Origin of the sequence: Mycobacterium farcinogenes, from assembly GCF_019739075.1 — a bacterium.
GTDB lineage: Bacteria > Actinomycetota > Actinomycetes > Mycobacteriales > Mycobacteriaceae > Mycobacterium > Mycobacterium senegalense.
The window spans coordinates 3,721,620-3,747,043 of the sequence record NZ_CP081673.1 but is presented as its reverse complement, the minus strand read 5'-3'; the positions used below and the strand labels follow the sequence as shown (position 1 = coordinate 3,747,043).

The following is a 25,424-nucleotide window of genomic DNA, read 5'->3' as shown; positions in this document are numbered from 1 at the left end:
CACGGACGCGAGGAGCAAGACAGTGACCGTCGCACGGACTATCGACCCCACCGTGCTGGCTGAGGTCAGGGCGGACTTCCCGATTCTGAGCCGGGTCATGCGCGGCGGAACGCAGTTGGCGTACCTGGATTCCGGGGCGACGTCGCAGAAGCCGCTGCAGGTGCTCGACGCCGAACGGCAGTTCCTCACCACCTCCAACGGCGCCGTGCACCGCGGTGCGCACCAGCTGATGGAGGAGGCCACCGACGCCTACGAGCAGGGCCGCTCCGATATCGCGGCGTTCGTGGGTGCCGAGCCGGACGAGCTGGTGTTCACCAAGAATGCCACCGAGTCGCTCAACCTCGTCGCATACGTGCTGGGGGACAAGCGGTTCGAACATGCCGTCGGCCCCGGTGACGTCATCGTCACCACCGAGCTGGAGCACCACGCGAACCTGATTCCCTGGCAGGAGTTGGCCCAGCGCACTGGTGCGACGCTGCGATGGTATGGCGTGACCGACGACGGTCGCATCGACCTGGATTCGCTGGACCTCGACGAGCGGGTGAAAGTGGTGGCCTTCAGCCATCATTCGAATGTCACCGGTGCCATCGCACCGGTGGACGAGTTGGTGTCACGGGCCAAGGCGGTTGGCGCGCTCACGGTGCTGGACGCCTGCCAGTCGGTACCGCATCAGCCGGTTGATTTTCACGCGCTCGACGTCGATTTCGCGGCGTTCTCCGGCCACAAGATGCTCGGCCCTACCGGCATCGGTGTGCTCTACGGCCGGCTCGCGCTGCTGAACTCGATGCCTCCGTTCATCACCGGCGGTTCGATGATCGAGACCGTCACGATGGAGCAGACCACCTACGCGCCGGCCCCGCAGCGCTTCGAGGCGGGTACGCCGATGACCTCGCAGGTGGTCGGATTGGCCGCTGCCGCACGGTATCTGAACAACCTCGGGATGGACGCCGTCGAGGCGCACGAGGCCGAGCTGGTGGCCGCCGCGCTGGAAGGCTTGTCGGCGCTGCCGCAGGTCCGCGTCGTCGGGCCGACGACGATGGAACATCGCGGGTCCCCGGTGAGTTTCGTCGTCGACGGAATCCACGCCCACGACGTCGGGCAGGTGCTCGACGACGAGGGTGTCGCGGTGCGCGTCGGGCACCATTGCGCCTGGCCGCTGCACCGTCGCTTCGGCATCGCCGCCACGGCTCGCGCGTCGTTCGCGGTCTACAACACGCTCGACGAAGTCGACCGCCTGGTGGCCGGCATCAAACGCGCTGTGGAGTTCTTCTCGTGAAGATGGAACAGATGTACCAGGAAGTGATCCTGGATCACTACAAACATCCGCACAATCGCGGACTGCGGGAGCCCTTCGCGGCCGAGGTACATCACGTCAACCCGACCTGTGGAGACGAGGTGACCCTGCGGGTCACGCTGTCCGACGACACGCAGACCGTGGCGGACATCTCGTATGACGGGCAGGGCTGTTCGATCAGCCAGGCAGCCACCTCGGTGCTCACCGATCAGGTCATCGGCCAGAGCGTCGGTGACGCGCTCAAGACGGTCGAGGCGTTCACCGAGATGATTTCCTCACGCGGCAACGTTGAAGGGGACGAAGATGTACTCGGTGACGGCATCGCATTTGCCGGCGTCGCCAAGTACCCGGCCCGGGTGAAGTGCGCGCTGCTGGGTTGGATGGCTTTTAAAGACGCGCTGGTGCAGGCCAGCGACGACGTGGAGGACAAGCGATGAGTGATACCGCCTCAGACGAACTGCTGGCCGATGTCGAGGAAGCCATGCGCGACGTGGTGGATCCCGAGCTGGGCATCAACGTCGTTGACCTCGGTCTGGTTTACGGCCTCAACGTCGAGCAGGGCGATGACGGCGCGGTCGCGCTGATCGACATGACGCTCACCTCGGCGGCCTGTCCGTTGACCGATGTCATCGAGGATCAGTCGCGTACCGCGTTGGTGGGCGCCGGCCTGGTCAACGAGATCAAGATCAACTGGGTCTGGAATCCGCCGTGGGGTCCGGACAAGATCACCGACGACGGCCGCGAGCAGCTTCGCGCCCTCGGGTTCACCGTCTAATTCACGACAGACACCGCACAATGACCGGGTGATCACGGTCCCGCCGTTCGTATGGCGTAGTGGCTTCGCCGGCCGAGCGCTCGTCATCGGCGCCGCAGTGGGCGCGGTGCTGGGAGTGCTCGCCTGGCTGGATTCTGGGTTCTGGTTCGCGGGCCTGATCGTGTTCGTCGTCGTAGGTACGTGTTACGGAATCTGGATGGCGCGCCGGATGGCACGGTACTGGCCGATGTCGGCGCAACTGTCCGGAGCCGACCGGGTGGCGATGACGCGTGCCGCCCGCGCCGGTGAACCGATCGAAGACCAGAGCCTGATCGAGGCTGCCCGCGATTACCGACGAGGCGCGGATGAGGCCGCAGAGTCCGCCCACCGTTTCCGATGGTTGTTGCCGCTGGTGCTCGTCGTGGCGGCGGCAAGTGCGTTGTGGGACGCCGTCTTCGGTTCGGTGGGCAACGCTGTCGTCTCGGTCGTCTATCTAGGCGCACTGGTTGTGGAGTTGTTCTGGTGGCCGAAGCGTCAAGCTCAGCTGTTGGCCAATATCCGGCACGCCTGCGCGTGAAGCGGGGCCGCCGCGGGAGTTCCGCGGCGGCCCGATCCGGTTAGCCCACTGGCGGATTCTGGCCGGACGGTCCGTACGGTCCGTTCTGCGGGGTCTGACCGTTGGTGCCGTGCGACTGCCCCGGCGGGGACACCACCACACTCGCACTGCCCGGCCCCTGACAGACCGTGGCGGCTTGGGTCTCGGTACACGGCGCCGGCGGTTCTTCGGCAGACGCAGTCGATCCCAGGGCCACGGCTCCGGCGGCGCCGACCGCGGCCAGAATCTGCGTGACGAACAACAGTGGTTTGGACATGGCCACCTCCTCAGGCGCTCTCTGGTTGGCAAGCCTTCTCGAGTACCCGCCGAGGACCGATTCCCAACCCCGATCGAGCCTGTGGATAACTCTCGAATTTGGGGCCGCAGCGCCCCGATCTTGTCGGGCGGCGTCGTTAGCTTCGCCGGTGATGGGACCAGAACGGTCCCGCTGAAGGGGAAGGCACCGTCATGGACAGCGAGATCGAGCAACTGCGCGCAGCCTGCGAACGCGACCTGGGTGACCCGGGGGACTGGAAGTCCACCGGGTATCCGAAGTCGTTGGCGTTGTGCATCATTGACGCGTTATACGTCACCGGGGCGCGCCATCGGACCGTCGAGAAGGTGGTGGAGCGCTACCGCGGCCACCGAGCCGGACAAGGCGGTGATGCCGATACCGACGGCGCGGCCGAACTCCTGGCCAACGTCGAGGAGTTCGGCGGCCCCCAGGCGTGGGCGTCGGCGATCGGCAATCGCCGGCCTACTTCGACGGCCAGAAATGCGCCGCTTCGGGCCGCGGCGCTGGTGCAGGCCACCCAGGCGCTGGTCGAGCTCGGTATCGAGACCGCCGCCGACCTGCGCGCAGCGGCCGAGGACAGCGAGCGCTGCGCGCAGGCCAGGGCGGCATGGTGCGCGGTGCCCGGGCAACGGTCCGGCTTCACGTGGACGTATCTCGTACTCCTCGCACAGGTGCCGGACCTCAAGGTCGACGCAGCCGTGGTCCGTTACGTCAAGCGGGAGGCGGACGCGGCCGACGCGGTCCCGGTGCTGCGTGCCGTGGCGGACCGCGCAGGTTGGGATCTCACCGCGCTTCACGCCGCGATCTGGCGTTTCGAGTCGGGACGACGCCCTGAACTGCCCTCGACGGCCTGACTGGGTACCAACTGCGGCGGAGCACGAACAAGCAGGCTGAAACGGCGCTGTGCAGGCGCTGTTGAAATAGGCTGGGAACAGGCCGTCAAGCCCCGACGTTAGGAAAAGTGTGAGTACGCAAGACATCACCGCAGATCAGTTCAATGACATCGTCAACGGCAACGAGATCGTGCTGGTGGATTTCTGGGCGTCATGGTGTGGGCCGTGCCGCGCGTTTGCGCCGACGTTCAAGACCGCCTCCGAACAACATCCTGACGTCGTGTTCGCCAAGGTGGACACCGAGGCCGAGCAGGAGCTGGCCGCGGCAGCCGATATCCGGTCGATCCCCACCCTGATGGCGTTCAAGAAGGGCAAGTTGGTCTTCAACCAGGCCGGAGCCCTGCCGCCGGCAGCACTGGAGGACCTGGTTCAGAAGATCAAGGAATTCGACATCGACGCCGCGATGAAGGAGCAGGCCGCTTCCGGCGACGCCGAACAGGTGTGACGGCCGGCACGCGATAGCGTGCTGTCCGTGACTGAGCAGAGTGAATTCGTCCTGGTCGACCGCTCCCGACCGGACGTGGCCCTGGTGACCCTCAACCGCCCCGAGCGGATGAACTCGATGGCCTTCGATGTCATGGTTCCGCTCAAGGGTGTGCTGGAAGAGTTGCGCTACGACAACAGTGTGCGGGTCGTGGTGCTGACCGGGGCCGGCCGAGGCTTCTCCTCCGGGGCCGATCACAAGTCCGCAGGTGCGGTGCCCCACGTCGCTGGGCTGACCAGGCCCACGTATGCACTTCGGTCGATGGAGATCCTCGACGATGTGATTCTGGCCCTACGACGGCTGCACCAGCCGGTGATCGCCGCCGTGAACGGTGCGGCCATCGGCGGCGGCCTTTGCCTGGCCCTGGCCTGTGACGTCCGGGTCGCCGCCCAGGGCGCTTACTTCCGTGCCGCAGGCATCAACAACGGTCTGACCGCCAGTGAGCTGGGCCTGTCCTATTTGTTGCCGCGCGCCATCGGCTCGTCGCGCGCGTTCGAGATCATGTTGACGGGCCGCGACGTCGACGCGCAGGAGGCCGAACGCATCGGCCTGGTGTCCAGCGTGGTGGCCGAGGACGCACTCCTGGACACCTGTTATTCGATGGCCGACCGCATGGCGGCTTTCTCCCGGCCGGGTATTGAGTTGACCAAGCGCACACTTTGGAGTGGACTGGACGCCGCTAGTCTGGAGGGGCACATGCAGGCCGAAGGCCTGGGACAACTCTTCGTGCGCCTGCTCACCGCAAACTTCGAGGAAGCGGTATCCGCGCGCGCGGAAAAGCGCCCCCCGGTCTTTACGGACGAGAAGTAACCCGCGACACACCATCGCGACGAGAAATAGGAGGACCGCAGCGTGATCACCGCAACGGACCTGGAGGTCCGCGCCGGCGCGCGCACGCTGCTGTCCATCGACGGCTCGGCGTTGCGGGTTCAGCCCGGTGACCGGATCGGTCTGGTCGGACGCAACGGCGCCGGCAAGACCACGACGATGCGCATCCTGGCGGGCGAGGGTGAACCGTATGCGGGCACCATCACGCGGACCGGTGAGATCGGCTATCTGCCGCAGGACCCGCGTGAAGGCAATCTCGACGTGCTGGCCCGAGATCGCGTGCTGTCGGCCCGTGGCCTCGACACGCTGCTGGCCGACCTGGAGAAGCAGCAGGCCCTGATGGCCGAAGTGGCCGACGATGCCGCGCGGGACAAGGCGGTCCGTCGCTACGGGCAGTTGGAGGAACGGTTCTCGGCGCTCGGCGGGTACGCCGCCGAGAGCGAGGCCGGGCGTATCTGCGCGAGCCTCGGTCTGCCCGATCGGATCCTCACCCAGCCTCTGCGCACCCTCTCGGGTGGTCAGCGTCGCCGCGTGGAACTGGCCCGCATCTTGTTCGCGGCCTCCGAGACGGGATCCGGTTCGGCGACCACATTGCTGCTCGACGAGCCCACCAACCACCTCGACGCGGACTCGATCGGCTGGCTGCGCGACTTCCTGCACAACCACACCGGCGGCCTCGTCGTGATCAGTCACGATGTCGATCTGCTCGCCGAGGTCGTCAACCGGGTGTGGTTTCTCGACGCGGTGCGCGGCGAGGCTGATGTCTACAACATGGGCTGGCAGAAATACCTCGACGCTCGCGCCACCGACGAACAACGTCGACGCCGTGAACGCGCCAATGCGGAGAAGAAGGCGGGTGCGCTGCGGGCCCAGGCCGCCAAGATGGGCGCCAAGGCCACCAAAGCTGTTGCCGCACAGAACATGTTGCGCCGCGCCGAACGCATGATCGCCGAACTCGATGCCGAGCGGGTGGCCGACAAGGTGGCCCGCATCAAGTTCCCCATACCGGCTGCGTGTGGAAAGACGCCTTTGGTGGCCAAGGGATTGACGAAGACGTACGGATCGTTGGAGATCTTCACGGGTGTCGATCTGGCCATCGACCGCGGCTCTCGTGTGGTGGTACTCGGCCTCAACGGCGCGGGTAAGACGACGCTGCTACGGCTGCTCGCGGGCGCCGAGAGCGCCGATGCCGGCGTCTTGGAACCCGGCCATGGCTGCAAGATCGGCTACTTCGCCCAAGAGCACGACACCCTCGACAATGAGGCGACGGTCTGGGAGAACATCCGCCATGCCGCACCAGACACCGGGGAGCAGGATCTGCGAGGTCTGTTGGGCGCCTTTATGTTCACCGGCCCGCAGTTGGAGCAGCCCGCCGGCACCCTGTCCGGCGGTGAGAAGACGCGCCTGGCGCTGGCCGGCCTGGTCGCTTCGACGGCCAATGTGTTGCTGCTCGACGAGCCGACCAACAACCTCGACCCCGCCTCGCGTGAGCAGGTTCTCGATGCATTGCGCAGCTACCAGGGGGCCGTGGTGCTGGTGACCCACGACCCGGGCGCGGCCGAGGCGCTCGACCCGCAGCGCGTCGTGCTGCTGCCGGACGGCACGGAGGACTTCTGGTCCACCGAGTACCGGGATCTCATCGAGCTCGCCTAGGCGCGAATTCCCAAGGACCATCACATCTTCGAGAACGTCAATATAAGACGTTGGACAAATCGATCCGCCGGTGTGTGGGCGTTTCCTACTGTGGGTACCCGTCGGGACATCACAAGCGGGGAGATGTCGATGAGCGAAACAACGAACAAGAATCGCGGCGAACTGCTGGCCGAACTCCGCAAGGAGTACGAGGGGGGTGCCAGCATTCGGTCGCTGGTGGAGAAGACCGGACGTTCGTACGGGTCGATCCACAGCTTGTTGCGGGAGTCGGGCACGACGATGCGTAGCCGCGGCGGCCCTAATCACCGCACCCGGTCAAAGGCCTGACGAGCACAACCGCTGCGCGGTAGTGGGATTCAGCGCTCAGACGTTGACTGCTGGCGCACGCTGTCCTCGACGAGGTCCAGGACCGCCGTGAGGTTCTTCGGGTCCTCGCCGGAGGCGATCCGCGCCACCAGACCGTCGAGCACCAGATCCAGGTAGATGTGCAAGACCGCGCTCGGCACATCGTCGCGCAGCCGCCCGGCCTGCTTCTGGCGGCGCAGACGTTCGGTGATCGCGGCGTCCAGCTCGGCCGACCGCTCGGCCCAGCCTCGATGAAATGCCGGGTCGTTACGCAGCTTTCGAGCGATCTCAAGCCGGGTGGCCAACCAGTCGAACTGTTCTGGCGCGGCGAGCATGTTGCGCATCACCTGGATCAACCCCTCGCGGGCGGCCACGTCGGCCATCCGCTCGGCGTCCTCACGGGCCAGTTCGAAGAACAAGGTGTCCTTGTCCTTGAAATGGTGAAAGATTGCGCCGCGCGACAGCCCGATGGTTTCTTCGAGCCGCCGCACGGTCGCACTCTCATAGCCGTACTGACCGAAGCAGCGCCTGGCGCCGTCGAGAATCTGACGGCGCCGGGCGGCGAGATGGTCGTCGGTTACCCGCGGCACCTAACCCACACTCCTCGCACAAGCGCACGTCGGCGCTGTTTGTCCCGCTTCGATGTACGCGGTCAGGATTACTTCGACTTCAACATGTTCCGCAGCACATACTGCAGGATGCCGCCGTTGCGGTAGTAGTCGGCCTCACCGGGGGTGTCGATGCGAACGACCGCATCGAACTCGACCTTGGACCCGTCCTCCTTGGTGGCGGTGACCTTGACCGTCTTCGGGGTCTTGCCCGCGTTGAGCTCCTCGATGCCGGTGATGTCGTAGGTCTCGGTGCCGTCGAGCTTGAGGCTCGCGGCCGACTCACCCGCCGGGAACTGCAGCGGGATGACGCCCATACCGATCAGGTTCGACCGGTGGATGCGCTCGAAGGACTCGGTGATGACGGCCTTCACGCCCAGCAGCACCGTGCCCTTGGCCGCCCAGTCGCGCGAGGAGCCCGAACCGTACTCCTTGCCGCCGAGGACGACCAGCGGGATGCCGGCTTCCTTGTAGTTGACCGAGGCGTCGTAGATGAACGCCTGCGGGCCACCGGGCTGGGTGAAGTCCCGGGTGTAGCCGCCGGAGACATCGTCGAGCAGCTGGTTGCGCAGCCGGATGTTGGCGAAGGTGCCGCGGATCATCACCTCGTGGTTGCCGCGCCGCGACCCCAGCGAGTTGTAATCCTTGCGCTCGACGCCGTTGGCGTCCAGATATTGCGCGGCGGGGGTGCCGGGCTTGATCGAGCCGGCCGGGCTGATGTGGTCGGTGGTCACCGAATCTCCCAGCAGGGCAAGGACTCTGGCGCCCTTGATGTCGCTGACCGGCTCCGGCTCGGCGGGCATGCCGTCGAAGTACGGGGCCTTGCGCACATAGGTCGAAGCGTCGTCCCACTCGAAGGTGTTGCCCTCCGGGGTGGCCAGCGAACGCCACCGGTCGTCGCCCTTGAACACGTCGGCGTAGGACTCGGTGAACATCTCCCGGTTGATCGAGGACGCGATGGTCTCCTCGATCTCTTGGGCCGACGGCCAGATGTCCTTGAGGAAGACGTCGTTGCCGTCCTGATCCTGGCCGAGCGGGTCGGTCTCGAAATCGAAGTCCATGGTGCCCGCGATGCCGTAGGCGATCACCAGCGGCGGGGAGGCCAGGTAGTTCATCTTGACGTCGGGGGAGATGCGGCCCTCGAAGTTGCGGTTGCCCGAGAGCACCGCGGTCACCGACAGATCGTTGTCGTTGATGGCCGCCGAGATCTCCTCGGGCAGCGGGCCGGTGTTGCCGATGCAGGTGGTGCAGCCGTAGCCGCCCAGGTAGTAGCCCAGCTTCTCCAGGTACGGCCAGAGGTTGGCCTTGTTGTAGTAGTCGGTGACGACCTGGCTGCCCGGCGCCATGTTGGTCTTGACCCACGGCTTGGTGCTAAGGCCCTTCTCGACGGCCTTCTTCGCGAGCAGTGCCGCACCGAGCATGACCGACGGGTTGGAGGTGTTGGTGCAGGAGGTGATTCCGGCGACGACGACCGCGCCGTGGTCCAGCACGAAGTCGCCGCGCTCCTCGGAGCGCACGGTGACGGGCTTGGTCGGCCGACCCTCGGCGCCATTGGCCGCGGACGGACGGACGTCGACTGCGCCGTCGTCGGCGAACGACAGGCTGGCGGGGTCGCTGGCCGGGAAGGACTCCTCGACGGCCTCGTCGAGCTTGGTCTCGGGCGCCGGGTGGTTCTCTTCGACGTAGTTGTGGATGTCCTTGCGGAACGCGTTCTTGGCGTCCGACAGCTCGATGCGGTCCTGGGGCCGCTTCGGGCCGGAGATCGACGGCACCACGGTGGACAGGTCGAGCTCGAGGTATTCGGAGAAGGCAGGCTCGTGATCGGGGTTGTGCCACATGCCCTGCGTCTTGGCATAGGCCTCGACCAGTGCCAGCTGCTGCTCGCTGCGCCCGGTCAGCCGCAGGTAGTTGATGGTTTCTTCGTCGATCGGGAAAATCGCTGCGGTGGAACCGAATTCGGGGCTCATGTTGCCCAGGGTGGCGCGGTTGGCCAGCGGCACCTCGGCCACGCCCTTGCCGTAGAACTCGACGAACTTGCCGACCACGCCGTGCTTACGCAGCATGTCGGTGACGGTGAGCACGACGTCGGTGGCGGTCACGCCGGGCTTGATCTCACCGGTCAGCTTGAAGCCGACGACACGGGGGATGAGCATCGAGACGGGCTGGCCCAGCATGGCGGCCTCGGCCTCGATACCGCCGACACCCCAGCCCAGCACGCCCAGGCCGTTCTCCATGGTGGTGTGGCTGTCGGTGCCCACACAGGTGTCGGGGTAGGCCTTACCGTCACGCACCATGACGACGCGGGCCAGGTACTCGATGTTGACCTGGTGCACGATGCCGGTGCCCGGGGGGACGACCTTGAAGTCGTCGAACGCGCCCTGGCCCCAGCGCAGGAACTGGTAGCGCTCGGAGTTGCGCTCGTACTCGAGTTCGACGTTGCGCTCGAAGGCGCCGGCGTTGCCGAAGACGTCGAGGATGACGGAGTGGTCGATGACCATCTCGGCGGGGGACAGGGGGTTGACCTTGTTCGGGTCGCCGCCGAGGGCGGCCACGGCCTCGCGCATGGTGGCTAGGTCGACGATGCACGGCACGCCGGTGAAGTCCTGCATCAGCACGCGGGCCGGGGTGAACTGGATCTCGATGCTCGGGTCAGCCGAGGGATCCCAGTTGGCGATGGCCTCGATGTGCTCTTTGGTGATGTTGGCGCCGTCCTCGGTGCGCAACAGGTTCTCCGCCAGCACCTTCAGGCTGTACGGGAGCTTTTCGGTACCGGGTACCGCGTCGAGTCGGTAGATCTCGTAGTTCTGGTCCCCGACCGTCAATGTGTCGCGGGCACCAAATGAGTTAAGGGACGAATTTTCCGTATTCTCGCTGCTCACATCAACTCCCGGCTAGATCTCACCGCGACGGGCTGTGTCGGCGGCGTTCCGATGTTAACAGTACGCTTGTCCTGCAATGCCCGGAGGGCCGGGGTCCAGTCTTCCCTTGTCGGGTGCGCGTTGCTACCCACTCGGGCCGATCCGTCCCATCCGGTCACCGGCGGCGTGCGTCACGCCGGGGCTACGCAGGGCGGTCGATGCGGTGACGATTCCTGTGTCGCTTCACGTCGGCGATGCGGCTCGGCGTACCGTGCCCCTGTGACCGGACCTCATGTCATCCCGTTCCTGCCGGCCTACATCCCGGTCGAGGTATGCGCCACCGTCGGTATGGATCCGGCGCAACCAGACGGCGTGGCCAAGTGCATGGCGGCCGTGCAGGCAGACGTCCGCGACGACGGGGTGAGTGCGCCGCAGGCCGATGTCGAGGGGCTTCGGCAGGTCGTCAGCGATGCCCGCCAGAGCGGCGTCGACCTCAAGGTCGTGGTGCTGCCGGCCAACCCGGCCATCGATACGCCCCTGCGTGATATCGCCACCGAGGTCGGCGCGGCCAATCCGGGCGCGACCGTGCTCGCGCTGAGCCCGTCGTTCGCCGGGACGTACAGTCCGACAATCGACCGGGTGACTTTGGAGGCCGGACAAGACGTGGCCAAGACCGGTAATCCGGTTTTGTCGGCGAAGAATTTCGTGGGGGAGATTTCGACCCCCGACTTTCCCTGGACCGCGCTTGCGATCGTCCTGACAGTCGGCGTCGCCGCGGCGGCCGTGCTAACCCGTGTTCTCCAGGTGCGTAGCAAACGAATTGCCGGGTCAGGGGCCTCGAGCGCCCCGGTTGTCGAGCCCTGAGAACCTGCTCGAACATTCGTTCGTAATATCGCCCAATATCACTAATTGGTCACACTATTCGCAATTACATTCCTGTAATTTGTGACTAAAGTTTCTTTGGCTTCAGATGTGACGTACGGTGCAATCGGTACCCATTGTTGCAGTTGTGCTTCATGTGACTTCTGTGCATAGGCCCCGAGCAAACGCCGGCACGCCGACGTTGAGCCATAGGAGACTTGAGTCGAATGAGACGCACCGTTGGCGTCCCGCGCAGGCGAGGAGCAGATCGGGTTCCGCGCACGCGAGGAGCAGGCCGGGAGACGACGTGGCGTCTGCACGGCCGGTTCTGGGCGCTGCCGCTGACCGCGGCGCTGCTGTTGGGCACGACATTGTCCGGTGGTATCCCGGCCGGGGCCGAGCCCGGTGCCCCCGATCAGATCGCCACCCTCGTCGCTGCGGTGGCCGACGCCGACCAGAAATTGCAGGAGCTCGGCGCCGCCATCCAAACCCAGCAGGAAGCCGTCAACAAGGCCATCGTCGAGGTGCAGGACGCCCGCGATGCGGCCGCGACCGCGCAGCAGGAGGTCGACGCCAGCCAGCAGGGCATCGCTGAGGCCAACCGGGCCATCGACGAAGCGCAGAAACGATTCGACACCTTCGCGGCCGCCACCTACGTCAACGGGCCGTCGGACTCCTATCTGACCGCGTCCGACCCCGCCGACATCGTCAGCGCCGCGGCGACCGGGCAGACCCTGGCTGCCAGCACCGACAAGGTGATCGCCGATCTGCAGCGTGCCCGCACCGAGCAGGTCAACCGGGAGTCGGCGGCCCGGCTGGCCAAACAGAACGCCGATCAGGCCGCGACCAAGGCTCAGGCCAGCCAGGACAGCGCGGTCGCCGCGCTGCGCCAGGCGCAGCAGACATTCAGCGCCCAACAGGGTGAACTGGACCGGTTGACCGCGCAACGGTCAACGGCGGCAGCCCAACTCGCTCAGGTGAGCAAGGCGTCGGCATCAAGCGCGCCCGCGGCGCCGGCACCGGGACAGGCGCCGCAGGCCGCGGCGGGGGACTGGGATCGGGCCCCGGGCGCACCGGCTCAAGCGGGCCAGAAGTGGGACGGCGAATGGGATCCGACGCTGCCGGCGATTCCGAGCGCGTTCGTCAGCGGCGACCCGATCGCGATCATCAACACCGTGCTCGGGATCTCGTCGACCTCGGCCCAGGTCACCCAGAACATGGGACGGCAGTTCCTGCAGAAGCTGGGCATCCTGCCCACCCCGACCGGCTACACCAACGGGGCCATCCCACGGGTCTACGGCCGGCAGGCATCCGAATACGTCATCCAGCGGGCGGGTTCCCAGATGGGTGTTCCGTACTCCTGGGGCGGCGGCAACGCTGCCGGGCCGAGCCGCGGCATCGATTCGGGCGCCAACACCGTCGGCTTCGACTGTTCGGGCCTCATCCTCTACGCCTTTGCCGGGGTCGGCATCAAATTGCCGCATTACTCGGGCTCGCAGTACAACGCCGGCCGGAAGATCCCGTCCTCGCAGATGCGCCGCGGCGACGTGATCTTCTACGGCCCCGGCGGCAGCCAGCACGTGACGCTCTATCTCGGCAACGGCCAGATGCTCGAGGCGCCCTACACGGGTTCACACGTCAAGATCTCGCCGGTCCGCACAAGCGGGATGACCCCGTACGTCGTCCGCTACATCGAATACTGATGGGAAAACATTGCGCTCCTTCGTCTTACGGTGCCTGATCCTGATCGCCGCAACTGCGTTCGCGGCGATCAGCCTGGTGACGCCGGCCAACGCCGCGCCCGACGACGGGCAATGGGATCCCACCCTGCCGAAGATCGTCAGCTCCGGGGCGCCCGGCGACCCGGTGGCCATCGCCAACGCGTCGTTTCAGGTCAGCCAGATCGCGCTGCAAACCACGCAGAACCTCGGCCAGCAGTTCCTGCAGTCCATCGGCCTGGCCCCGAAGCAGGCGGCTTCGACTTTCCCCGGCGGTCGGGTCCGCGGGCCCCAGGCCATCGAGTACGCGATCCGGCGCGGCGGCTCCCAGATGGGCGTGCCGTACTCCTGGGGCGGCGGCACGCTGACCGGTCCCGGCCCCGGTGTGGACTATGACGCCGGCAAGGTGGGCTTCGACTGTTCGGGGCTGACTCGCTACGCCTTTGCCGGCGTCGGTGTGCAGATTCCGAAGTATTCGGGGGATCAGTACAACACCGGCCGCAAGGTGCCGGTGGCCCAGGCAAAGCGAGGCGACCTCCTGTTCTGGGGCCCCGGCGGCAGCCAGCACGTGGCGATGTACCTCGGCGGCGGCAAGATGCTCGAGGCGTCGGGCAGTGCGGAGAAGGTCACGGTGAGCCCGGTGCGCACCGCGGGCATCCAGCCCTACGCGGCCCGCATCATCGAATCCTGAGGGGAACCTGAACTCTTCCGGGCAGCGTCGACGGATCTCGAAGTGCCTGGAATAGTTGACGGCGGGCACCCGCTTGCCCGATAGAGCAAAGAAGCAAGACCAGCGTTTTGTAGTCGAACACCGTGGGAGGAAGTTGATGACGTCACCGAGTGGACCGCCGCAGGGCGCCGGAGGTTATCCCGGTTCGAGCCCGGCGCCGGGCTTCCCGCCCGGGTCTACCGGCTCCCACGCCGCGCCGGCTGCCCCGCAGGCGGCGCCCAACGGCAGCCTGCAGGCCGAGGTGCACACCCTCGAGCGCGCCGTCTTCGAGGTCAAGCGCATCATCGTCGGCCAGGACCAGCTGGTCGAGCGGATGCTCGTCGGCCTGCTCGCCAAGGGCCATGTGCTGCTCGAAGGCGTGCCCGGGGTGGCCAAGACGCTGGCCGTCGAGACGTTCGCCAAGGTGGTCGGCGGCACGTTCGCCCGCATCCAGTTCACCCCCGACCTGGTGCCGACCGACATCATCGGTACCCGCATCTACCGGCAGGGCAAGGAAGACTTCGACATCGAGCTGGGCCCGGTGGTGGTGAACTTCCTGCTCGCCGACGAGATCAACCGCGCACCGGCCAAGGTGCAGTCCGCACTGCTCGAGGTGATGGCCGAGCGCAAGATCTCCATCGGCGGCAAGACCTTCCCGCTGCCGAGCCCGTTCTTGGTCATGGCGACCCAGAACCCGATCGAACAGGAAGGCGTCTACGCGCTGCCGGAAGCCCAGCGCGACCGCTTCCTGTTCAAGCTCAACGTCGACTACCCGTCGCCGGAGGAAGAGCGCGAGATCATCTACCGGATGGGTGTCAAACCCCCGGAGCCCAAGCAGATCCTGAACACCGGTGATCTGCTGCGCCTGCAGGAGCTGGCGGCCAACACCTTCGTGCATCACGCGCTGGTCGATTACGTGGTGCGGATCGTCACCGCGACGCGAGAGCCCGAGAAGTTCGGTATGCCCGACGCGAAGGCGTGGATCGCCTATGGCGCCTCGCCGCGTGCCTCGCTCGGCATCATCTCGGCGGCCCGCGCGCTGGCGTTGGTCCGCGGCCGTGACTACGTCATCCCGCAGGACGTCGTCGAGGTGATCCCGGATGTGCTGCGCCACCGTCTGGTGCTGACCTACGACGCGCTGGCCGACGAGGTCTCGGCGGAGACCGTGGTCAACCGGATCTTGCAGACCGTGGCCCTGCCTCAGGTGAATGCGCTTCCGCAGCAAGGGCATTCAGTCGCGCCCGCCGTGCCTGCCGCGGCCGGCGCGGCGGGTGGTCGGTGACCACTTCCCGACGCACCGTAGACCTGCCGTCTCTCAAGCGCGGGGAGATTCGGGACCCGGCCCTGACGGCGGCGTTGCGCAAGCTGGAACTGACGGTGCGGCGCAAGCTCGACGGCGTTCTGCACGGCGACCACCTCGGTCTGATCCCGGGACCGGGATCAGAGCCGGGGGACTCGCGCATCTACCAGCCCGGCGACGACGTACGCCGCATGGACTGGTCGGTGACCGCACGAACGCAGACGCCGCACGTGCGCCAGATGATCGCCGACCGCGAGCTGGAGACCTGGTTGGTCGTCGACATGTCGGCCAGCCTGGACTTCGGTACCACCACCTGTGAGAAGCGTGACCTCGCGGTGGCCGCCGCGGCTGCGATCGCTTTCCTCAACAGCGGCGGCGGCAACCGGATCGGGGCGATCATCGCCAACGGTGAGACGATGCGCCGGGTTCCGGCATTGAGCGGGCGGGTGCACGAGCAGGAGCTGCTGCGGGCGATCGCCACCACGCCGAAGGCCCCGACCGGGGTGCGCGGCGACCTGGCGGCAGCCATCGATGCCCTGCGCCGGCCCGAGCGTCGACGCGGCATGGCGGTGATCATCAGCGACTTCCTCGGACCGATCAACTGGATGCGCCCGCTGCGGGCCATCGCCGGTCGCCACGAGGTGCTCGGCATCGAGATCCTCGACCCGCGCGATGTCGAGTTGCCGCCGGTCGGCGATGTGGTGCTGCAGGACACCGAAACCGGTGTCACCCGGGAGTTCACCATCGACGAACAACTTCGCAGTGACTTCGAGCGGGCGGCCGCGGCCCACCGCGAGGAAGTGGCCCGCACCTTGCGCCGTTGCGACGCGCCACTGCTGAGCCTGCGCACGGACCGCGACTGGATCGCCGACGTGGTGCGGTTCGTGGCGAACCGGCGGCGCGGTGCCCTGGCCGGCCAGCGGTAGACGAAAGCCCGATCAGCAACCAAACCGAAATGACTTCTAGCACATGACATTACCGATTCTCGGTCCGATGAGCCTGACGGGCTTTGCGCACGCGTGGTGGTTCCTGTTCCTGTTCGTCGTGCTCGGTCTGATCGCGTACTACGTCTTCGTTCAGCGCGCTCGCAAGCAGCGGGTCCTGCGGTTCGCCAACATGGAGCTGCTCGAAAGTGTGGCGCCCAAGCAACCCACCCGCTGGCGGCATCTGCCCGCCGCCTTGCTGGCGGTCTCCCTCGTCTTGCTGACCGTGGCGATGGCCGGCCCCACCCACGATGTGCGGATTCCGCGCAACCGCGCGGTGGTGATGTTGGTGATCGACGTCTCGCAGTCCATGCGTGCCACCGACGTCGCGCCCAGCCGCTTGGCCGCCGCGCAGGAGGCCGCCAAGCAATTCGCCGACCAGCTCACCCCGGGGATCAACCTCGGCCTCATCGCCTACGCCGGCACCGCGACCGTGCTGGTGCAACCGACCACCAATCGTGAGGCCACCAAGAACGGCCTGGACAAGCTGCAGTTGGCGGACCGGACCGCTACCGGTGAGGGCATCTTCACGGCGCTGCAGGCGATCGCCACCGTCGGCGCGGTGATCGGCGGCGGCGACGAGAAGCCGCCGGCGCGCATCGTGCTGATGTCCGACGGCAAGGAGACCGTGCCGTCCAATCCGGACAACCCCAAGGGTGCGTACACCGCGGCGCGCACCGCCAAGGACCAGGGTGTGCCGATCTCCACGGTGTCCTTCGGCACGCCCTACGGCTACGTCGAGATCAACGATCAGCGCCAACCGGTTCCGGTGGACGACGAGATGCTCGGCCGGATCGCCAAGCTGTCCGGCGGTGACGCGTTCACCGCATCCAGCCTCGAACAGCTCAAGCAGGTGTTCACCTCGCTGCAGCAGCAGATCGGCTACGAGACGATCAAGGGCGACGCCAGCCTCGGCTGGCTGCGGCTGGGCGCGTTGGTGCTCGCCGTGGCGGGCGTGGCAGCCCTGATGATCAACCGCAGATTGCCTGGCTAGGTGGGCTGTCCCGTCCCCGCGGGTCGTGCTCGACGCGGGAGACGCGATTTTCGGCCGCCACCGGTGAGGAGATAAGTTGACGGGCATGAGTGACGCTGCTGTCTCGAACGCCGACACCGAAGCCACCACCGCAGAGCCTGGCGGTCGACCGGCTTTCGTTCCCCGTTCCGTACTGGTCACCGGTGGAAACCGGGGGATCGGCCTGGCAATCGCGCAGCGTTTGGCTGCCGACGGGCACAAGGTCGCCGTCACCCACCGCGGATCGGGCGCGCCCGAGGGGCTGTTCGGCGTGGTGTGCGACGTGACCGACAACGAAGCTGTCGACCGGGCGTTCAAAGAGGTCGAAGAGCACCAGGGCCCGGTCGAGGTGCTGGTGTCCAACGCCGGGATCTCCCAGGACGCGTTCCTGATGCGGATGACCGAGGAGCGCTTCGAGAACGTCATCAACGCCAACCTCACCGGAGCGTTCCGGGTGGCGCAGCGGGCGTCACGCAGTATGCAGCGCAAGCGCTTCGGGCGAATCATCTTCATCGGCTCGGTCTCGGGCATGTGGGGCATCGGCAACCAGGCCAACTACGCGGCCGCCAAGGCCGGCCTGATCGGCATGGCGCGCTCGATCTCCCGGGAGCTGTCCAAGGCTGGCGTCACCGCCAACGTGGTGGCACCCGGCTACATCGACACCGAGATGACCCGCGCCCTCGACGAGCGGATCCAGGCCGGTGCCCTGGACTTCATCCCGGCCAAGCGTGTCGGCACGGCCGAGGAGGTCGCCGGGGCGGTCAGCTTCCTGGCATCCGAGGACGCGAGCTACATCGCCGGCGCGGTGATCCCCGTCGACGGCGGCATGGGTATGGGGCACTGATCAAAAGCTCTGGATTGCAAGAACTTTCGCACAACTCTTCACCGAAGTAGGAGTCAGGACAATGGCAGGTTTGCTCGAAGGCAAGCGCATTCTGGTCACCGGGATCATCACGGACTCGTCGATCGCGTTCCATATCGCCAAGGTGGCCCAGGAGGCCGGCGCTGAGCTGGTGCTCACCGGCTTCGACCGGATGAAGCTGATCCAGCGCATCGCCGACCGGTTGCCCAAGCCGGCCCCGCTGCTGGAACTCGACGTCCAGAATGAGGAGCACCTGGCCAGCCTGGCCGACCGGGTCACCGAAGCCATCGGCGCGGGCAACAAGCTCGACGGCGTGGTTCACTCGATCGGCTTCATGCCGCAGAGCGGCATGGGCGTCAACCCGTTCTTCGACGCCCCCTACGAGGACGTCGCCAAGGGCATCCACATCTCGGCGTACTCGTACGCCTCGCTGGCCAAAGCACTGCTTCCGGTGATGAACGAAGGCGGCGGGATCGTCGGCATGGACTTCGACCCGACCCGGGCGATGCCGGCCTACAACTGGATGACCGTGGCCAAGAGCGCCCTGGAGTCGGTCAACCGTTTCGTGGCGCGCGAGGCCGGCAAGTTCGGCGTGCGGTCCAACCTGGTTGCGGCGGGACCGATCCGGACCCTGGCCATGAGCGCGATCGTCGGTGGCGCCCTGGGTGACGAGGCCGGCCAGCAGATGCAGCTCCTCGAAGAGGGCTGGGATCAGCGCGCGCCGATCGGCTGGAACATGAAGGATCCGACGCCGGTCGCCAAGACGGTGTGTGCGCTGCTGTCCGACTGGCTGCCCGCCACGACGGGCACCATCATCTACGCCGACGGCGGCGCCAGTACGCAGCTGCTCTGATGAACTGTGCCGAAACCGCATTCCGGCCCGCGTGGACCCGCGCGAACCCTGCCGGAATGCGGTTTCGCCGTATGAGGAGGCGAGATGATGGCCGGCGATGAAACAGACTTCGACGCCGTTCTACTGCTGTCCTTCGGAGGACCGGAGGCGCCGGATGAGGTGATGCCCTTCCTGGAGAACGTGACGCGTGGTCGCGGTATCCCGGCCGAGCGATTGGCCGACGTCGCCGAGCATTACCTGCATTTCGGCGGAGTGTCGCCGATCAACGGCATCAACCGGGCGCTGATCGAGCAGCTGCGGGCGGAACTGCCCGGCATGCCGGTCTATTTCGGTAACCGGAACTGGGCGCCGTACGTCGAAGACACGGTTGCGCAGATGCGCGACAACGGAATTCGGCGCGCTGCGGTGTTCACCACATCGGCCTGGGGCGGGTATTCCAGCTGCGCCCAGTACGTCGAGGACATCGCCCGCGCGCGAGCCGCCGCCGGCGAGGGCGCTCCGGAGCTGGTCAAACTGCGGCAGTACTTCGACCATCCGCTGTTGGTGGAGATGTTCGCCGATGCCATCTCGGCAGCGGCAGCCACACTTCCGGCCGAGCTGCGTGATGAGGCCAGGCTGGTGTTCACCGCGCACTCGGTGCCCATCGCGGCCGACGAGCGCCACGGCCCGCGGATCTACAGTCGCCAGGTCGCCTACGCGACGCGCCTGGTCGCCGCCGCAGCGGGATATGACGACTACGACCAGGTGTGGCAGTCGCGGTCGGGGCCGCCCCGGATCCCTTGGCTGGAACCCGACGTGGCCGATCACCTGGCGGCATTGGGGCAGAAGGGAACCCGGGCGGTCATCGTGTGTCCGATCGGATTCGTCGCCGACCACATCGAGGTGGTGTGGGATCTCGACTACGAGCTGCGGCAGCAGGCCGACGACGCCGGCATCGCCTTCGCGCGGGCCGGCACTCCCAACGCCGACCCGCGTTTCGCTCGATTGGCGGCCGGGTTGATCGAGGAGTTGCGCACCGGTGCTCAGCCAGCGCGGGCCGTCGGCCCCGATCCCGTCCCCGGTTACGGATGCAGCGTCAACGGTGAGCCGTGCTCACCGCGCTGCTGCGGCACTGCGTCTTAGCGACGGCGGCTGAAAAGCTAGTCCCGCCACGCGGATTGCAGGATGGCCTCAAGCGCGGCCAACCGCGCCGAGCGCACCACCTGCGCCAACGGCCGCATGGCGTCACCGGCGATCTGCACCTCCGATGAGCTCTGCAGACCGATCGGCATGAGCCCCGAGCTCACCGTGATGATCGCCTCCACGTGCGCGGCGTTCTCCAGCACCCGCACTGCCCGGGTCGGGGCATGGTCGGGGATCGGGTGCATCCGGCCGGCTTCGAGAATGTCTTCCACCATGCCGCGGGGATCGTCGACACCGATACCGACACCGGCACGCAGGGCGACCAGGGTATCGGCGGCCGACCGTACCGCCGAGCGCAACTCGTACTCGGCCTCGCCGAGGTCGTGATGCTGCGGCGGCGGCAGCAGCGGCAGCGAGTACACGGTCCACGACAGTGCCCGCGGCTCGGGCTCGAAGGTGGATTCGGTTTCCACGTCGTCGAATTCGAAGTACTCGAATTCCGGTACCAGCCCGACGCCGTCCAGCTCGTCATGGGTGACCAACACCGCCTCACCGACCGTCAAGGCATCCCGCTGGAACTGCGAACCCGCGGGCAAACCGCGGACGTCACCGGGAACCGGTAAGGCCACCCTGATCGAGGGCCTGGTGCCGGATCTGCCGACGGCGGTCCGCAGGGTCTGTAGCAGCGACACCGACCCGGAGTCCTCCAACTCCGGCCAGGGCAGCCCGGTGCGGACCGCGGCCTGCGAGTCGTACGCGGTCACAGAATGCATTGGTGCCCACTGGGATAACGCGTCGAGGACGTCGTCAGGCGCGGCTGCGCCGGCGAGCCAGGCGTTGGCCCACATCGAAAGAGTTGCACTTGGACACCACATGATCCTGGCAGTGTAATTGTCGGTCGCCGATCAGGCCTGATTCGCTAGGGTGGGCGCATGCCGCTACCGCTGATCTGGCTCATCCTGGCGCTGGGGCTCGCCGGGGCGGAGGCCCTGACCGGCGACATGTTCCTGCTCATGCTGGCCGGTGGTGCCCTGGCCGCGAGCGGATCGAGTTGGCTGTTCGACCTGCCGCTGTGGGCCGACGGCGTGGTGTTCCTCGTGGTGTCGGTGCTTTTGCTGGTTCTGGTCCGGCCGGCGCTGCGGCGCCGGTTCGAGATCGGGCGGGGACTTCCAGAGCCCGTCAAGGCGCTCGAAGGGAAGTCGGCCCTGGTGCTGGACCGGGTCGCCCAGCACGAGGGCCAGGTCAAGCTCGACGGGGAGGTCTGGACGGCGCGACCTCTCAACGACCACGATGTGTACGAACCCGGTGACCAGGTGACCGTGGTGAGGATCGACGGCGCGACCGCGGTGGTCTTCAAGACGATGTAAGCGCTACTTCAAATCGACGTAGTACCAGGAAGGATTCACCATGGAAGGTGCGGTAGCCGGGCTGGTCTTGTTGCTCGTGCTCGTTGTGTTCGCGATCATCGTCGTGGCCAAATCGGTTGCGCTCATTCCGCAGGCCGAGGCCGCGGTGATCGAGCGCCTCGGACGCTACAGCCGCACCGTGAGTGGTCAGCTGACGTTGCTGGTGCCGTTCATCGATCGGATCCGGGCCCGGGTGGACCTTCGTGAGCGCGTGGTTTCGTTCCCACCGCAGCCGGTGATCACCGAGGACAACCTGACGCTCAACATCGACACCGTCGTCTATTTCCAGGTCACCAACCCGCAGGCCGCGGTGTACCAGATCAGCAACTACATCGTCGGCGTCGAACAGTTGACCACCACCACGCTGCGCAACGTGGTAGGCGGCATGACCCTGGAACAGACGCTGACCTCACGCGACTCGATCAATGCGCAGCTGCGCGGTGTGCTCGACGAGGCGACCGGCCGGTGGGGCCTGCGGGTGGCGCGAGTCGAGTTGCGCAGCATCGACCCGCCGCCCTCGATCCAGGAGTCGATGGAAAAGCAGATGAAGGCGGACCGCGACAAGCGGGCCATGATCCTGACCGCCGAGGGTGTCCGGGAGTCCTCGATCAAGCAGGCCGAAGGCCAGAAGCAGTCGCAGATCCTGGCGGCCGAGGGGGCCAAGCAGGCCGCGATCCTGGCCGCCGAGGCCGACCGGCAGTCCCGGATGCTGCGGGCCCAGGGTGAGCGGGCGGCCCAGTACCTGCAGGCCCAGGGCCAGGCCAAGGCCATCGAGAAGACCTTCGCCGCGATCAAGGCGGGCCGGCCCACCCCCGAGATGCTGGCGTATCAGTACCTGCAGACGCTGCCTCAGATGGCCAAGGGGGAGGCCAACAAGGTCTGGCTGGTCCCCAGCGATTTCGGTTCGGCGCTGCAGGGATTCACCAAGCTGCTCGGTGCGCCGGGCGAGGACGGCGTGTTCAGGTACACCCCGTCGCCGGTCGACGAGGACCTGCCCAAGCCCGAGGACGACAGCGACGAGGTCGCCGAGTGGTTCTCCACCGAGACCGATCCGGCGATCGCTCAGGCCGTGGCGAAGGCCGAGGCCGAGGCGCGGGCCACCACGCCACCGCTGAATGCGACGCCGCCGGTGTCGTCATTGCAGCAGAATCCGGCGCCCAACGAACTCGAGGGCGGCGCCCACCGGGCGCCGTAGTGCCGTGCTCACGGTTCGGTGAGTGTGGGTGAGATGTCGACCGACGGCGGCGTGTCGGCCTGCAGACGCGCACGCTCGCGGTGGTGGTCGCGGCGGTGGAGCCGCATCTCATAGACCAGCCCGGCGATACCGAGTGCGGCAGTGCTCAACGACACCAGAATCAGGGCCGGGCTGATGTTTCCGGTCAACGCGTCACCCAGAACCACCACGGCGGCGGTGCCCGGGAACAACCCCACCAGAGTCGCCAGTGTGTAGGGCACGACGCGCACGGCGGACGCTCCGGCCGCATAGTTCAGTACCGAGAACGGCACAGCCGGGATCAACCGCATGGACAGCACCACGGGCCAGCCGCGCCGGCGCAGCCGGGTGTCCAACGAATCGATCCGGGGGTGTGGCACCAGCCGATTGAGCTGCCAGCCCGCCGCCCGGATCAGGAACAAAGCCAGCACCGCGCTGACCGCACTGGCCGCGACCGCGATCACCACACCCAGCACCGGTCCGAACAGCAGGCCGGCGGCCAGGGTGAAGGCCGTGCGGGGGAACGGGAAGACCGTCACCAGGATGTGGGCGCCGAGGAATGCCACCGGGAACCACGGCCCCACCGAGGTGGCCCAATCCCGCATCTGCATGGCGGTCGGTAAGGGAACCAGTACTGCCACTGCGACAAGAATCACAATGCCGGCCAGCAGGCCCACGATCCGCCTGGGTGGCAACTGGGAAGCCGTCGCGAGCACTGCGGCGCGTACTACGCGCAGGGTTCTGACGACGGGTTTCACGTTTTACAACAGTACGGGCCGACGGCGCGGAGCACCGTTGGGTGTAACCGCGAGTCCGCCCACCGGCGGTCAGCGTCGTGATGGCGATCATTTAGCCTGATGGACGAGTGGGTAGGTCACACGCTGCGATAACAGGAGATGCGGGTGTCGTTACAGGGGAGTAGTGCGGTCGAGTCGGACCGTCAGCAGTGGCGGACGGCCGTCGCGGGCGTGCTGGCCAAGAGCAGTCGGCGGGACGTTGCCGATCTGCCTGCCGAGCCGGAACGCCTACTGGATTCGCAAACCTACGAAGGTTTCGCGATCCGGCCGCTGTACACGAGCCTGGACGCCCTTCCGGAGCCCAGCCTGCCGGGGCAGTGGCCGTTCGTGCGCGGTGGCGACGCCCTTCGTGACGTGAAGTCCGGCTGGAAGGTCGTCGAGAGCTTCCCCGCGGTCGCGGGCACCGCCGTGGGCACGGTCAACGGTGCGGTGCTGGTGGCGCTGACCGAGGGGGCCAGCGCGCTGGCCCTGCGGGTCGGCGGCGAGGACGGTATCGCCCTGGGCGAACTGGACCGACTGCTCGACGGCGTGTACCTGGACCTGGTGCCGGTGATCTTCGAAGGCGTCGGGAACGCCGGCGCGGATCTAGGGTCCGCGGCCGGCGCGCTGCTGCCCCTCCTCGAAAACCTCGACGACGACCAGCGCTCGCGGCTGGCGATCGACCTCGGCGCCGATCCGCTCACCGCGCCGCTGTCCGGGCGGTCCGCCGTCGACGACGCCGACCTGTTGGCAACCGTCGCCAAGCTCACCGGTTACTCCGGCGGAGTGCGTGCGATCACCGTCGACGGCCCGGCCTTCCACAACCTCGGTGCCAGCGCGGCCTGGGAGCTCGCGGGATCTATCGCCGCAGCCGTCGCCTACCTGCGCATCCTCGGCGACAGCGGGGTTTCGGTGCCTGATGCGTTGCGCCAGATCAGTTTCCGCTACGCCGCTGACGACGATCAGTTCATGACCATCGCCAAGCTGCGCGTCGCACGGCAGCTCTGGGCTCGCGTTGCCGAGGTGGTCGGCGCCGACTGTGCAGATGACGCCGGAGCTGCGCGCATTCATGCCGTGACCTCGCTGCCGATGATGACCCAGCGCGACCCGTGGGTGAACATGCTGCGCACCACGCTGGCCGCCTTCTCCGCGGGCGTCGGGGGAGCCGACACCGTGCAGGTGCTTCCGTTCGACGCCGCGATTCCCGGCGGTCTGGACGGGACATCGACGAGCTTCGCCCGCCGCATCGCCCGCAACACACAAGTGCTGCTGCTGGAGGAGTCGCACATCGGTCAGGTGCTCGACCCCGCCGGTGGTTCCTGGTTCGTGGAGGATCTGACCGCGCAACTGGCCGAGCAGGCGTGGGCACACTTCCAGGACATCGAGGCGCGTGGCGGATTCGTCGCTGCCCGCGACCACATCACCGCCCAGATCGCCGAGGTGGCAGCCCGGCGCAGTGACGACATCGCCCACCGACGCACCGCGATCACCGGTGTCAACGAGTTCCCGAACCTTGACGAAAAGCCGCTCCCACAAGGAGCTTCGGCATCGTCGATCGCGCGTTACGCGGCCGGGTTCGAGGCGCTGCGCGACCGCTCGGACGCCTTTCTGGCGGCCAACGGAGCCCGGCCGAAGGTGCTGCTGCTGCCGCTCGGCCCGCTGGCCGAGCACAACATCCGGGCCACGTTCGCGTCGAACCTGCTGGCTTCCGGCGGGATCGAGGCGATCAACCCCGGACCCCTCGACGCTACTGCGATCGCCGGGGCCGTGGCCGAAGCCGGTGCACCGTCGGTGGCCGTGCTGTGCGGCACTGACACCCGCTACGGCGCTGAGGCCTCGGACGCGGTAGCGGCGGCGCGGGCCGCCGGTGTCCGCGAGGTGCTGCTGGCCGGCCCGGAGAAGGCCGTCGCCGAGGCCGACTCGAAACCCGACGGATACCTGACCGCCAAAATCGATGCGGTCCAAGCTTTGTCGAACCTGCTCACCGGACTGGGGGCCTGAG

Annotated in this window: 26 protein-coding genes; 21 read left to right on the top strand and 5 right to left on the bottom strand. The window is 67.0% G+C overall.

Translation table 11 applies throughout. The features are described 5' to 3' along the window. Positions 1-22: 22 nt before the first annotated feature. From K6L26_RS17815 to K6L26_RS17800, 4 genes are read left to right on the top strand one after another with little or no spacing between them, the layout of a single operon-like run. On the top strand, positions 23-1,276 hold the full coding sequence (locus K6L26_RS17815) for a cysteine desulfurase (protein WP_221850993.1): 1,254 nt from the start codon (positions 23-25) through the stop codon (positions 1,274-1,276). After that, positions 1,273-1,731, top strand: a complete 459-nt coding sequence (sufU, locus tag K6L26_RS17810; protein WP_221850991.1) for a Fe-S cluster assembly sulfur transfer protein SufU — start codon at positions 1,273-1,275, stop codon at positions 1,729-1,731. Before K6L26_RS17815 ends, sufU begins: the two co-directional genes overlap by 4 nt. Next, on the top strand, positions 1,728-2,069 hold the full coding sequence (locus tag K6L26_RS17805; RefSeq protein WP_019344309.1) for a metal-sulfur cluster assembly factor: 342 nt from the start codon (positions 1,728-1,730) through the stop codon (positions 2,067-2,069). Before sufU ends, K6L26_RS17805 begins: the two co-directional genes overlap by 4 nt. A gap of 28 nt (positions 2,070-2,097) precedes the next feature. Beyond that, entirely contained in the window at positions 2,098-2,625 is a 528-nt protein-coding gene (locus tag K6L26_RS17800; RefSeq protein WP_221850989.1) for a hypothetical protein, read from the top strand. Positions 2,626-2,665: 40 nt separating this feature from the next. Here the strand turns inward: K6L26_RS17800 and K6L26_RS17795 are convergent, their stop codons facing one another. Next, a complete protein-coding gene (locus K6L26_RS17795) occupies positions 2,666-2,920 on the bottom strand; it encodes a hypothetical protein (RefSeq protein ID WP_019344311.1) in 255 nt (84 codons plus the stop codon). A gap of 191 nt (positions 2,921-3,111) precedes the next feature. Here K6L26_RS17795 and K6L26_RS17790 point away from each other — a divergent pair, with 191 nt between their 5' ends. From K6L26_RS17790 to K6L26_RS17770, 5 genes are all read left to right on the top strand, one after another. After that, complete coding sequence (locus K6L26_RS17790; protein ID WP_221850987.1) at positions 3,112-3,792, top strand: DUF8548 family protein; 681 nt, start codon at positions 3,112-3,114, stop codon at positions 3,790-3,792. Between the two features lie 109 nt (positions 3,793-3,901). Then, positions 3,902-4,276 (top strand): thioredoxin, encoded by a 375-nt coding sequence (gene trxA / locus K6L26_RS17785; protein ID WP_019344313.1) that lies wholly within the window; start codon positions 3,902-3,904, stop codon positions 4,274-4,276. Positions 4,277-4,294: 18 nt separating this feature from the next. Next, positions 4,295-5,125: an enoyl-CoA hydratase gene (locus tag K6L26_RS17780; protein ID WP_019344314.1), complete on the top strand. Its 831-nt coding sequence runs from the start codon at positions 4,295-4,297 to the stop codon at positions 5,123-5,125. 42 nt (positions 5,126-5,167) lie between these two features. Beyond that, a complete protein-coding gene (locus tag K6L26_RS17775) occupies positions 5,168-6,796 on the top strand; it encodes an ABC-F family ATP-binding cassette domain-containing protein (protein ID WP_221850986.1) in 1,629 nt (542 codons plus the stop codon). 123 nt (positions 6,797-6,919) lie between these two features. Next, positions 6,920-7,123 carry a helix-turn-helix domain-containing protein gene (locus tag K6L26_RS17770; RefSeq protein ID WP_435405339.1) on the top strand — a complete coding sequence of 68 codons (204 nt, stop codon included), beginning with the start codon at positions 6,920-6,922 and terminating at the stop codon, positions 7,121-7,123. A 29-nt stretch (positions 7,124-7,152) separates the two neighbouring features. Here the strand turns inward: K6L26_RS17770 and K6L26_RS17765 are convergent, their stop codons facing one another. Further along, on the bottom strand, positions 7,153-7,731 hold the full coding sequence (locus K6L26_RS17765; protein WP_019345127.1) for a TetR/AcrR family transcriptional regulator: 579 nt from the start codon (positions 7,729-7,731) through the stop codon (positions 7,153-7,155). Between the two features lie 68 nt (positions 7,732-7,799). Next, positions 7,800-10,628: an aconitate hydratase gene (locus K6L26_RS17760; RefSeq protein WP_036387613.1), complete on the bottom strand. Its 2,829-nt coding sequence runs from the start codon at positions 10,626-10,628 to the stop codon at positions 7,800-7,802. A 258-nt stretch (positions 10,629-10,886) separates the two neighbouring features. On the opposite strand from K6L26_RS17760, the gene K6L26_RS17755 reads away from it, so the two are divergent. The 9 genes from K6L26_RS17755 to K6L26_RS17715 all read left to right on the top strand — a co-directional run bounded on the left by K6L26_RS17755 (position 10,887) and on the right by K6L26_RS17715 (position 20,027). Further along, entirely contained in the window at positions 10,887-11,471 is a 585-nt protein-coding gene (locus K6L26_RS17755) for an Rv1476 family membrane protein (RefSeq protein ID WP_064899759.1), read from the top strand. A gap of 224 nt (positions 11,472-11,695) precedes the next feature. Next, positions 11,696-13,171: an NlpC/P60 family peptidoglycan endopeptidase RipA gene (gene ripA / locus K6L26_RS17750; RefSeq protein WP_081281610.1), complete on the top strand. Its 1,476-nt coding sequence runs from the start codon at positions 11,696-11,698 to the stop codon at positions 13,169-13,171. Between the two features lie 10 nt (positions 13,172-13,181). Further along, positions 13,182-13,877 (top strand): NlpC/P60 family peptidoglycan endopeptidase RipB, encoded by a 696-nt coding sequence (gene ripB, locus K6L26_RS17745; protein WP_019345123.1) that lies wholly within the window; start codon positions 13,182-13,184, stop codon positions 13,875-13,877. A 136-nt stretch (positions 13,878-14,013) separates the two neighbouring features. Beyond that, positions 14,014-15,177, top strand: coding sequence for a chaperone MoxR1 (gene moxR1, locus K6L26_RS17740; protein WP_036387611.1), 1,164 nt, complete (start codon positions 14,014-14,016; stop codon positions 15,175-15,177). Beyond that, positions 15,174-16,121 (top strand): DUF58 domain-containing protein, encoded by a 948-nt coding sequence (locus K6L26_RS17735; protein WP_036387610.1) that lies wholly within the window; start codon positions 15,174-15,176, stop codon positions 16,119-16,121. The genes moxR1 and K6L26_RS17735 overlap by 4 nt, the downstream gene beginning before the upstream one ends. Before the next feature lie 43 nt (positions 16,122-16,164). Then, positions 16,165-17,172: a VWA domain-containing protein gene (locus K6L26_RS17730; RefSeq protein WP_036387609.1), complete on the top strand. Its 1,008-nt coding sequence runs from the start codon at positions 16,165-16,167 to the stop codon at positions 17,170-17,172. Positions 17,173-17,257: 85 nt separating this feature from the next. Next, entirely contained in the window at positions 17,258-18,034 is a 777-nt protein-coding gene (gene fabG1 / locus K6L26_RS17725) for a 3-oxoacyl-ACP reductase FabG1 (RefSeq protein WP_019348488.1), read from the top strand. A gap of 61 nt (positions 18,035-18,095) precedes the next feature. Continuing rightward, positions 18,096-18,905, top strand: a complete 810-nt coding sequence (gene inhA, locus K6L26_RS17720) for an NADH-dependent enoyl-ACP reductase InhA (protein WP_019348489.1) — start codon at positions 18,096-18,098, stop codon at positions 18,903-18,905. Positions 18,906-18,992: 87 nt separating this feature from the next. Further along, positions 18,993-20,027 (top strand): ferrochelatase, encoded by a 1,035-nt coding sequence (locus K6L26_RS17715; protein WP_047037836.1) that lies wholly within the window; start codon positions 18,993-18,995, stop codon positions 20,025-20,027. 17 nt (positions 20,028-20,044) lie between these two features. On the opposite strand, the gene K6L26_RS17710 is transcribed toward K6L26_RS17715, so the two are convergent. Beyond that, positions 20,045-20,902: an Rv1486c family protein gene (locus K6L26_RS17710; RefSeq protein ID WP_064899755.1), complete on the bottom strand. Its 858-nt coding sequence runs from the start codon at positions 20,900-20,902 to the stop codon at positions 20,045-20,047. 57 nt (positions 20,903-20,959) lie between these two features. On the opposite strand from K6L26_RS17710, the gene K6L26_RS17705 reads away from it, so the two are divergent. Continuing rightward, positions 20,960-21,394 (top strand): NfeD family protein, encoded by a 435-nt coding sequence (locus K6L26_RS17705; RefSeq protein WP_036387605.1) that lies wholly within the window; start codon positions 20,960-20,962, stop codon positions 21,392-21,394. A 40-nt stretch (positions 21,395-21,434) separates the two neighbouring features. After that, positions 21,435-22,628: an SPFH domain-containing protein gene (locus K6L26_RS17700; RefSeq protein WP_019344973.1), complete on the top strand. Its 1,194-nt coding sequence runs from the start codon at positions 21,435-21,437 to the stop codon at positions 22,626-22,628. 8 nt (positions 22,629-22,636) lie between these two features. Here the strand turns inward: K6L26_RS17700 and K6L26_RS17695 are convergent, their stop codons facing one another. Then, on the bottom strand, positions 22,637-23,404 hold the full coding sequence (locus K6L26_RS17695; protein WP_221850982.1) for a TVP38/TMEM64 family protein: 768 nt from the start codon (positions 23,402-23,404) through the stop codon (positions 22,637-22,639). Between the two features lie 138 nt (positions 23,405-23,542). On the opposite strand from K6L26_RS17695, the gene mutA reads away from it, so the two are divergent. Beyond that, complete coding sequence (gene mutA, locus K6L26_RS17690) at positions 23,543-25,423, top strand: methylmalonyl-CoA mutase small subunit (protein WP_221850980.1); 1,881 nt, start codon at positions 23,543-23,545, stop codon at positions 25,421-25,423. The last annotated feature ends 1 nt before the right edge of the window (position 25,424 follow it).